This is a genomic window from Kluyvera intermedia, assembly GCF_021440345.1.
Taxonomy (GTDB): Bacteria; Pseudomonadota; Gammaproteobacteria; order Enterobacterales; family Enterobacteriaceae; genus Kluyvera; species Kluyvera intermedia_A.
In genome coordinates this window covers 103,035-111,687 of sequence record NZ_JAKCNS010000043.1, presented here as the reverse complement: position 1 = coordinate 111,687, position 8,653 = coordinate 103,035, and the positions used below count along the sequence as shown (strand labels likewise).

The window sequence follows — 8,653 nt, the reverse complement described above, 5'->3', positions numbered from 1 at the left end:
AGTTGGCAGCATCACCCAGGCTTTAAATGTCATTTTATTGTTTTATTACGGCAGGGTGCTTGTCCTTCAATTCATAATGACCCTCTGTGATGCATTTTTTCATCAGCAGACTATTTATTGAAGAGATGAGCTGGAAATAGGTTAAAATACCGTCTCCTTTCCTGCGAAAGTAACTTAACCCGGCATGACCGCTTTAATCAATAGTACCGGCATTAAATCAATTCATTAACATACATTTTCTTTATATGTTTGCTTATAACTGACGATGTATTCGCATTGAATAGCAAACTAATTTAAATGGCTGTTAAGAATATTGATTTATCAGGTTAGCAATAAATGAGGATGGCGTGTTTTAAAATAAACAGGAGGTAAGGACGAATGATGCAAAAGCGTTCGGCAAATAACCTTTTTCCCAGGGGGCGCCGGGTGTTGATACGATTAACGTGCGTTTTCAACCCTTTCTTAGCTACAACCTCGACATACTGTGTATCCTTCAACTGCTTATCAGCGAAAGCAAAGACCGGGGCTTCCTGGACTGATGCGATGACATCGTTGTAAAATGTCCCTCGTTCATCACTTCATTTTTAGCCGCTTTCGGCGTGGTAAAGGAATGACGTTACGGTTTTTCTCCGCCTTTGGTGGTGGACCTGAACCTGACGAACAGCGTCTTTAGCTGATACGCGTTGTTATGTGGTGTCCGATGCCATGATTTTTTACCCTAAGCTGTAGATCTCTACAGTTTTAGTCGTTAGGAAAACCAAGGTAAATCAAGGTTTATAGGTTTCTTAGACAATCAGGAGTTGTCCATGAGCGAGCAGGCTATTCGTTTAACGCAATACAGCCACGGAGCAGGTTGCGGTTGTAAAATTTCACCGAAGGTGCTGGAGACCATCCTGCACAGCGAGCAGACGAAGTTTATCGACCCGAACCTGCTTGTCGGCAACGAAACGCGCGATGATGCCGCTGTCTACGACCTGGGTAATGGTACCTCGGTCATCAGTACCACCGATTTCTTTATGCCGATTGTCGACAATCCGTTCGACTTTGGCCGTATCGCCGCCACTAATGCCATCAGTGACATCTTCGCGATGGGCGGTAAGCCTATTATGGCGATTGCCATCCTCGGCTGGCCTATCAGCAAACTGGCGCCTGAAATTGCCCGTGAAGTGACCGAAGGCGGTCGCTTCGCGTGTAAACAGGCCGGTATCGCGCTGGCGGGCGGTCACTCTATCGATGCCCCAGAGCCTATTTTTGGTCTGGCCGTCACCGGGATTGTGCCCACCGAACGCGTGAAGAAAAACAGCACCGCGCAGGCCGGTTGTAAGCTGTTCCTGACCAAACCGCTGGGCATTGGCGTACTGACCACCGCCGAGAAAAAATCGTTGCTTAAACCGGAGCATCAGGGGCTGGCAACGGAAGTGATGTGCCAGATGAACCTGGTGGGTTCTGCTTTTGCCAACATTGAAGGCGTGAAAGCGATGACCGATGTCACCGGTTTTGGCCTGCTGGGCCATCTGAGCGAAATGTGTCAGGGCGCAGGTGTCCAGGCGCAGATTGATTTTAACGCCGTGCCGAAGCTGCCGGGCGTGGAAGCGTATATTGCCCAGGGCGCCGTTCCGGGCGGTACCGAACGTAACTTTGCCAGCTATGGCCATCTGATGGGGGCCATGACCGCCGAACAGCGTGCGCTGCTGTGCGACCCGCAAACCTCCGGTGGCCTGCTGCTGGCGGTAACGCCGGATGCCGAAGAGGCGGTCCATGCTGCCGCCGCCGAATACGGTATCAACCTGACCGCCATCGGCGATCTGGTGACCGCTCGCGGTGGCCGTCCTATGATCGAGCTGCGCTGAATCCATGCGCCTGTTTATCGCGGAAAAACCAAGCCTGGCGCGTGCCATTGCTGATGTCCTGCCTAAACCTCACCGCAAAGGCGACGGGTTTATCGAATGTGGCAACGGCCAGGTGGTGACCTGGTGTATTGGGCACCTTCTGGAACAGGCGCAACCGGATGTCTATGACAGCCGCTACGCGCGCTGGAATCTGCAGGATCTACCGATTGTCCCGGAAAAATGGCAGCTTCAGCCCCGGGCGTCGGTAACTAAACAGCTCAACGTGATTAAACGCTTTCTTCACGACGCCAGTGAAATTATCCACGCCGGTGACCCGGATAGAGAAGGGCAACTGCTGGTGGATGAGGTGCTGGATTACCTGCAACTGGCGGCGGAAAAGCGCCATCAGGTCCAGCGCTGCCTGATAAACGACCTTAACCCGCAGGCGGTGGAGCGGGCGATTTCTCGCCTGCGTTCCAATAGCGAGTTTATTCCGCTGTGCGTTTCGGCGCTGGCTCGCGCCCGCGCCGATTGGCTGTACGGCATCAATATGACCCGCGCTTACACCATTCTTGGCCGTAATGCGGGCTATCAGGGCGTACTCTCCGTGGGCCGCGTGCAGACGCCGGTGCTGGGTCTGGTGGTGCGTCGTGATGAAGAGATTGAAAACTTCGTCTCGAAAGACTTCTTTGAAGTCAAAGCGCATATCGTGACGCCAAAGGATGAGCGCTTTACCGCCGTCTGGCAGCCTAGCGAGGCCTGCGAACCGCACCAGGACGAAGAGGGCCGTTTGCTCAACCGAACGTTGGCTGAGCACGTGGTTAAACGCATAAGCGGCCAGCCAGCGCTGGTGACGGCCTATAACGACAAACGGGATTCTGAGGCCGCGCCGCTGCCGTTTTCGCTCTCCGCTTTGCAGATTGAAGCGGCCAAACGCTTTGGCTTTAGCGCCCAGAACGTGCTGGATATCTGCCAGAAGCTGTATGAAACCCACAAGCTTGTTACCTATCCGCGTTCCGATAGTCGCTACTTGCCGGAAGAGCACTTTGCCGGGCGTCAGGCGGTCATCAACGCCATTAGCGTCCATGCGCCGGATCTGCTGCCGCAGCCGGTGGTCGATCTGGAGATTCGTAACCGCTGCTGGGATGACAAAAAAGTTGATGCTCACCACGCGATTATTCCCACCGCGCGTGCCAGCAACGTCAATCTCACGGATAACGAAGCCAAGGTGTATAACCTGGTTGCTCGCCAGTACCTGATGCAGTTCTGCCCGGATGCGGTGTTCCGCAAATGCCAGATTGATCTCGATATCGCTAACGGTAAGTTTGTTGCCAAGGCGCGTTTCCTGGCTGAGGCCGGTTGGCGTACGCTGCTGGGGGCGAAGGAGCGCGATGAGGACAACGACGGTACGCCGCTGCCGGTGGTTGCTAAAGCCGATGAGCTGCTGTGTGAAAGCGGCGAAGTGGTGGAGCGACAAACGCAGCCGCCGCGCCACTTTACCGATGCTACGCTGTTGTCGGCGATGACCGGCATCGCGCGTTTTGTGCAGGATAAAGATCTGAAAAAGATCTTGCGTGCGACCGACGGGTTAGGCACAGAAGCCACCCGTGCCGGGATTATCGAGCTGCTGTTTAAGCGCGGTTTTCTCACCAAAAAAGGGCGCAATATTATCTCAACCGACCCGGGACGCGCGCTGTTCCACTCTTTGCCGGAAATGGCCACCCGCCCGGATATGACCGCCCACTGGGAGTCAACGCTGACGCAAATCAGCGAAAAACAGTGTCGCTATCAGGACTTTATGCAGCCGCTAGTGGGAACGTTGTTCCAGCTTATCGATCAGGCGCGGAGTACCCCTGTCAGGCAGTTCAGAGGATTAGTGGCACCGGGCGGCGGGGCGAAGAAAACGTTCAGCAAAGGTAAAGGGAAGAAACGGGCACCGAGCCCTGCGCAGGACTAAATGCCCGAAGGTCTATCGCGCCGCCCGGGATCTCCGGAGTCGGCGCGTTAGCGACAAGATTAAATCACACCCTGGCCCAGCATCGCGTCGGCCACTTTCACAAAGCCTGCAATGTTCGCGCCGCGAACGTAGTTCGTCTGTTTGGCTTCACCGCCGTGCTCAACGCAAGCGTGGTGAATATCCAGCATGATATGGTGCAGGCGAGCATCAACCTTCTCGGCTTTCCAGCCCATACGCGCGGCGTTCTGCGCCATTTCCAGACCGGAAGTTGCAACGCCACCGGCGTTAGCGGCTTTACCCGGTGCAAACAGCACGCCAGCGTCGAGGAACAGATCGGTTGCTTCGATAGTGGTTGGCATGTTGGCGCCTTCCGCCACGGCCTTCACGCCGTTAGCAATCAGCACACGAGCCGCTTCAACATCGAGTTCGTTCTGGGTGGCGCACGGCAGAGCGATATCTACCGGTACGCTCCACGGCTGCTGGCCTTCAAGATAGACCAGACCAAATTCGCGCGCGTAGTCGGCAACGCGACCGTCGCGGCTGGCTTTAATTTCGCACAGACGCGCCAGTTTCTCTTTGGTGAACCCGGCTTCATCAACCACGGTGCCGCTGGAGTCAGAGGCGGTGATCACGCGTGCGCCGAGTTCCATCGCTTTTTCAATAGCGTACTGCGCCACGTTGCCGGAGCCAGAGACTGCTACACGGGTGCCTTCAAAACCAAGGCCATGACGCTTAAGCATCGCTTCCGTGAAGTACACCAGACCGTAGCCGGTTGCTTCCGGGCGAATCAGACTACCGCCGAAAGAGAGACCTTTGCCGGTAAATACGCAGGCGGTGTTGTTGGAGAGTTTTTTCATCATCCCGGCCATAAAGCCGACTTCACGACCGCCCACGCCAATGTCACCGGCCGGTACGTCGGTGTCCGCGCCCAGGTGACGATACAGTTCGGTCATCAGCGACTGGCAGAAACGCATCACTTCGCCTTCGCTTTTGCCTTTCGGATCGAAATCAGAACCGCCTTTACCGCCGCCCATAGGCAGGGTGGTCAGGGCGTTTTTAAAGGTTTGTTCGAAGCCGAGGAATTTCAGAATGGATAAGTTAACGGAAGGGTGGAAACGCATCCCGCCTTTGTATGGCCCGATAGCCGAGCTGAACTGTACGCGCCAGGCGCGGTTAACCTGAACCTGATTGCGGTCGTCTACCCACACGACGCGGAACTGAATAACACGCTCAGGTTCAACCAATCGCTCCAGCAGAGAAAGCTGACGATAGCGCGGGTTCTGTTCGAGGAACGGCCAGAGCGTTGTCATGACTTCGCGTACAGCCTGAGCAAACTCGGTCTGGTGTGGGTCGCGTTGTTGAACATGAGCCAGGAATTGATTCAGAGAACAAACTTGTTCCATTAGTATAAGCACCTCTTATGATTGTGGATGTATGTAGTTGTTATGGTTGTGTTTAATAAATGACTTTTTTTCGACTATATCACTACCCTGCTAGCGGATGACAAGGAAATTCCGGAAGCCGAATAAAATTAATACTCCAGTCGAGGTCATAACTAAAAGAGATAATGGAAAAAAGTTAAGTTGGCGGCAAATTTGGTCGATAGTTATAAAAGGTGAATATTTAAGGGGATAGCAAATGAAAATGTTATGGATAGCCGGGGCGCTGATGCTGTTTTGTCATGCTGCGCAGGCGCGACCGCAGGTGGAAGTTAACGTTCCGCCTGAAGTATTTAGCAACAACGGTAATACTCAGCGGGTGCAGCCGTGCTCCCAGTGCTGTATCTATCAGGATCAGAACTACAGTGAAGGTGCGGTGGTGAAAACCGAAGGCGTGCTGTTACAGTGCCAGCGCGATGAGCGCGCGGTTAGCACGAACCCTCTGGTGTGGCGTCGGGTAAAGCCATAAACGCTTTCAGCAACGGAATATCGGCAGGGGCAAGATTGTAGTTCAGCGCTTCCTGCGGCGTACACCACACCAGCGCGCTGTGCTCGCGGGCGATTATCTCGCCATCAAAGCGCGGCACGTGCCAGGCATGCAGATGAATCATGCGCCCGGAAACCTCGCGCTGATGGCTGGCGATATAGCAGGCGGGATAAGCGTGAATCGCCAGCTCTTCCTGGAGTTCGCGCACCAGCGCCTGTGGCTGGCTTTCACCGGCCTCAACTTTTCCGCCCGCAAACTCCCATAGCCCGGCCTGATCGGCATGAAGAGGGCGCTGGGCGAGCAAAATTTTGCCGTTTTGTTCGATAATGGCGGCAACAACATCAATGGTTTTCAGCATAGCGGTCAAAGACGTGATGAGTGGAATGCCATATTATCGCTGCTTTGTCGTTTGCCAAAGTTTTGCAGGAGTCTCCGGGTGAAAAATCAACAACCCTGGGTGCAGCCGCTCAGTCAGTTACCCCTCAGTTTGAAACCTATCGTTACGATGCAGCAAAAACATTACGGTGAGGTACTTAATCCGACCCGCTGGTGGGGGCGTATGCCGCGTCTGTTCTGGCTGGTGGCGCTGTTTGTCGGTTATCTGGAGCGTAAAAAAGCCCGTCTTGAACCCGTGCTGCGCGCGCTGCTAATGACCCGGGTTTCCCAGCAGTGCGATTGTGCGTTTTGTATTGATGCAAATAGCCTGCGCCTGGCACAGCGCTGCGGGGCGATGGATAAAGTGCTGGCGCTAAGCGACTGGCAAAGCTCCGCGCTGTTTACCCCGGCTGAACGCGCGGCGCTGGAGTATGCGGATGCGATGACCGCTACGCCGCCGCGAATCGATGATGCAGTGAAAAATGCGTTACACTGTCACTTTAACGATGGGCAGATCACCGAGATGACCGCGCTGGTCGCATTCCAGAATTTATCCGCCCGTTTTAATGCGGCGCTGGAGATCCCCTCGCAGGGGCTCTGTGCGATGGAGGCAAAAAAAGATGCTTGATAGACACCTTCATCCCCGGCTCAAACCATGGTTGAATCGCGCGGCCGCCTTAGTTGACCGCCCCGGCGTCAGCGCTGATGGCATCACTTTGTTGGGTTTTGCCATTGGCGTACTGGCGCTGCCGTTTCTGGCGTTAGGCTGGTACGGCGCGGCGCTGGTGGCTATTGTCGTTAACCGCCTGTTTGACGGGCTTGACGGTGCGCTGGCGCGTCGACGCGGCCTGAGCGATGCGGGCGGTTTTCTCGATATTGCTCTCGATTTTCTGTTTTACGCGCTGGTGCCGTTCGGCTTTATTCTGGCCTCTCCGGCGGCGAATGCGGTGGCGGGAGGCTGGCTACTCTTTGCCTTTATGGGAACCGGCAGCAGCTTTCTGGCATTTGCTGCGCTGGCGGCAAAATACCAGATTGATAACCCGGGATATGCGCATAAGTCGTTGTATTACCTCGGTGGATTAACTGAAGGCACTGAGACGATTGCGCTGTTTGTATTGGGCTGCCTGTTTCCGCAGTGGTTTGCCTGGATGGCGTGGCTTTTTGGCGCGCTGTGCTGGCTGACGACGTTTAACCGGGTATGGGGAGGGTACATGACGCTGAAGAACGTTCAGCGTCATGATGTAGCGGATTAAAGCGTGCTGTCCGGGCCACGCTCGCCGGTGGCCACCGGGTTTTTCGGGTTAGCACTCCACTCGTACCAGCCGCCGTCATACACACTGACGTTCTGCCAGCCCATCGCGCGGGCGTACATAAAGGTTTCTGAAGCGCGCCAGCCGGTACCGCAGTAGAAGGAGACCTGTTGGGTAGGCAGAATATTCCATGCTTTCCACATCGCCGCGATGTCATCGGCGCTACGCATGGTGCCGTCCGGGTTGTGGAAATCTTCCATATGCGTTGAATCGCTCCCCGCATGGCCCCAGCGCGCGCCGGCAATCTCACCTTTTGGCTTGATATAGCTATAGCCGCTGGTGGTACCGACGAACTCAGGCCAGGAGCGGATGCTCACCAGCGAAGCGTCTTTACGGTGCAGCAGGCCGCGAGCCTGTTCCATATCCAGCATCAGCTGCGGTTGCGCCGGAATAGTGACGCCGAAATCAGGTGCCGGAGCGACATCTTTTGGCAAACCGCGTTCTACCGGCAGGCCAGCGTCTGACCAGGTTTTCCAGCCGCCGTCGAGGATTCGGACGTCTTTCACCCCCGCGTAGAGCATGATTTGCGCCACGCGGGCGGCGGCGTAGACGTCACGGCCGTAAAGCACCACGGTGGTATCGTGGCGAATACCGTGTTTCGCCAGCAGCGTTTTGAGCTGCGCGTCAGAGACTTTATTCCACAGCGGTTCGCTTTCCACTTCGTTGGTATCGATATAGCCCGCGTTCGGAATATGGCTGACCAGATAGAGTTTCGGCGCGCCCCAGGCGGCTTCAATCACCTTCACGTCGCCCGCCGGTTTCGCCGCAACATCTTTACCTTGCTGCAGGTCGTGTAGCCACTGCGGGTACACCAGCTGTTCGAAGTGCGGCAGCTTTTGCAAACGGTCAGGCTGTTGCAGCGCGTCGCTCAGCGTCGAGATGTTGGTGTAACCCGCCTGCTTCAGACGTTTAGCCACGGCTTCGTTGTCTTTGCTCTCGCCGTACAGTGCGATATCGGTATTTTTCTGTAGCTGATGCTGCTGTGCCCACGCGGTCAACTGTTCGTTGTTCATCGCAGACAGCCAGCTTGCGGAGAGGTTCAGAGCGCCCGGTTCGTGGCCCTGGGTGCCGTTCGCCTGCTGCGGCCAACCGTTATAAAACGCGCTCAGGCGCGTATCAATCGCGGCACCTTTTTGCTGAAGTAAATGGGTGAAGGTTAACGTTTTCGCTGTTTCGGCGGCGAAAGCAGAAGAGGCAAGACCAAGCGCAAGGGCCAGCGCAGTCAGTTGAGAAACACGTTTCATCAAATTATCCGA

Annotated in this window: 8 protein-coding genes; 5 read left to right on the top strand and 3 right to left on the bottom strand. The window is 55.4% G+C overall.

All coding sequences use genetic code 11. From position 1 onward, the window contains the following. Positions 1 to 806 precede the first annotated feature (806 nt). The gene (selD, locus tag LZ634_RS13940; RefSeq protein WP_234506177.1) at positions 807 to 1,850 is read left to right on the top strand and encodes a selenide, water dikinase SelD; all 1,044 of its coding nucleotides are present in this window, start codon (positions 807 to 809) and stop codon (positions 1,848 to 1,850) included. A 4-nt stretch (positions 1,851 to 1,854) separates the two neighbouring features. Then, positions 1,855 to 3,786 (top strand): DNA topoisomerase III, encoded by a 1,932-nt coding sequence (locus tag LZ634_RS13935; protein WP_234506174.1) that lies wholly within the window; start codon positions 1,855 to 1,857, stop codon positions 3,784 to 3,786. A 59-nt stretch (positions 3,787 to 3,845) separates the two neighbouring features. Here LZ634_RS13935 and gdhA read toward each other — a convergent pair whose 3' ends face one another. Further along, positions 3,846 to 5,189 carry an NADP-specific glutamate dehydrogenase gene (gdhA, locus tag LZ634_RS13930; RefSeq protein ID WP_234506171.1) on the bottom strand — a complete coding sequence of 448 codons (1,344 nt, stop codon included), beginning with the start codon at positions 5,187 to 5,189 and terminating at the stop codon, positions 3,846 to 3,848. Positions 5,190 to 5,424: 235 nt separating this feature from the next. Between gdhA and LZ634_RS13925 the strand changes: the two genes are divergently transcribed. Beyond that, positions 5,425 to 5,694, top strand: coding sequence for a DUF1496 domain-containing protein (locus LZ634_RS13925; RefSeq protein WP_234506169.1), 270 nt, complete (start codon positions 5,425 to 5,427; stop codon positions 5,692 to 5,694). Here the strand turns inward: LZ634_RS13925 and LZ634_RS13920 are convergent. Beyond that, positions 5,654 to 6,070, bottom strand: coding sequence for a pyrimidine (deoxy)nucleoside triphosphate diphosphatase (locus tag LZ634_RS13920; protein WP_320673459.1), 417 nt, complete (start codon positions 6,068 to 6,070; stop codon positions 5,654 to 5,656). The genes LZ634_RS13925 and LZ634_RS13920 overlap by 41 nt on opposite strands. A gap of 78 nt (positions 6,071 to 6,148) precedes the next feature. Here LZ634_RS13920 and LZ634_RS13915 point away from each other — a divergent pair, with 78 nt between their 5' ends. Next, the gene (locus LZ634_RS13915) at positions 6,149 to 6,715 is read left to right on the top strand and encodes a carboxymuconolactone decarboxylase family protein (RefSeq protein ID WP_234506166.1); all 567 of its coding nucleotides are present in this window, start codon (positions 6,149 to 6,151) and stop codon (positions 6,713 to 6,715) included. Next, positions 6,708 to 7,340, top strand: coding sequence for a CDP-alcohol phosphatidyltransferase family protein (locus tag LZ634_RS13910; RefSeq protein ID WP_234506163.1), 633 nt, complete (start codon positions 6,708 to 6,710; stop codon positions 7,338 to 7,340). Before LZ634_RS13915 ends, LZ634_RS13910 begins: the two co-directional genes overlap by 8 nt. Here the strand turns inward: LZ634_RS13910 and LZ634_RS13905 are convergent. After that, the gene (locus tag LZ634_RS13905) at positions 7,337 to 8,641 is read right to left on the bottom strand and encodes a rhodanese-like domain-containing protein (protein WP_234506161.1); all 1,305 of its coding nucleotides are present in this window, start codon (positions 8,639 to 8,641) and stop codon (positions 7,337 to 7,339) included. The genes LZ634_RS13910 and LZ634_RS13905 overlap by 4 nt on opposite strands. Between the last annotated feature and the right edge of the window lie 12 nt (positions 8,642 to 8,653).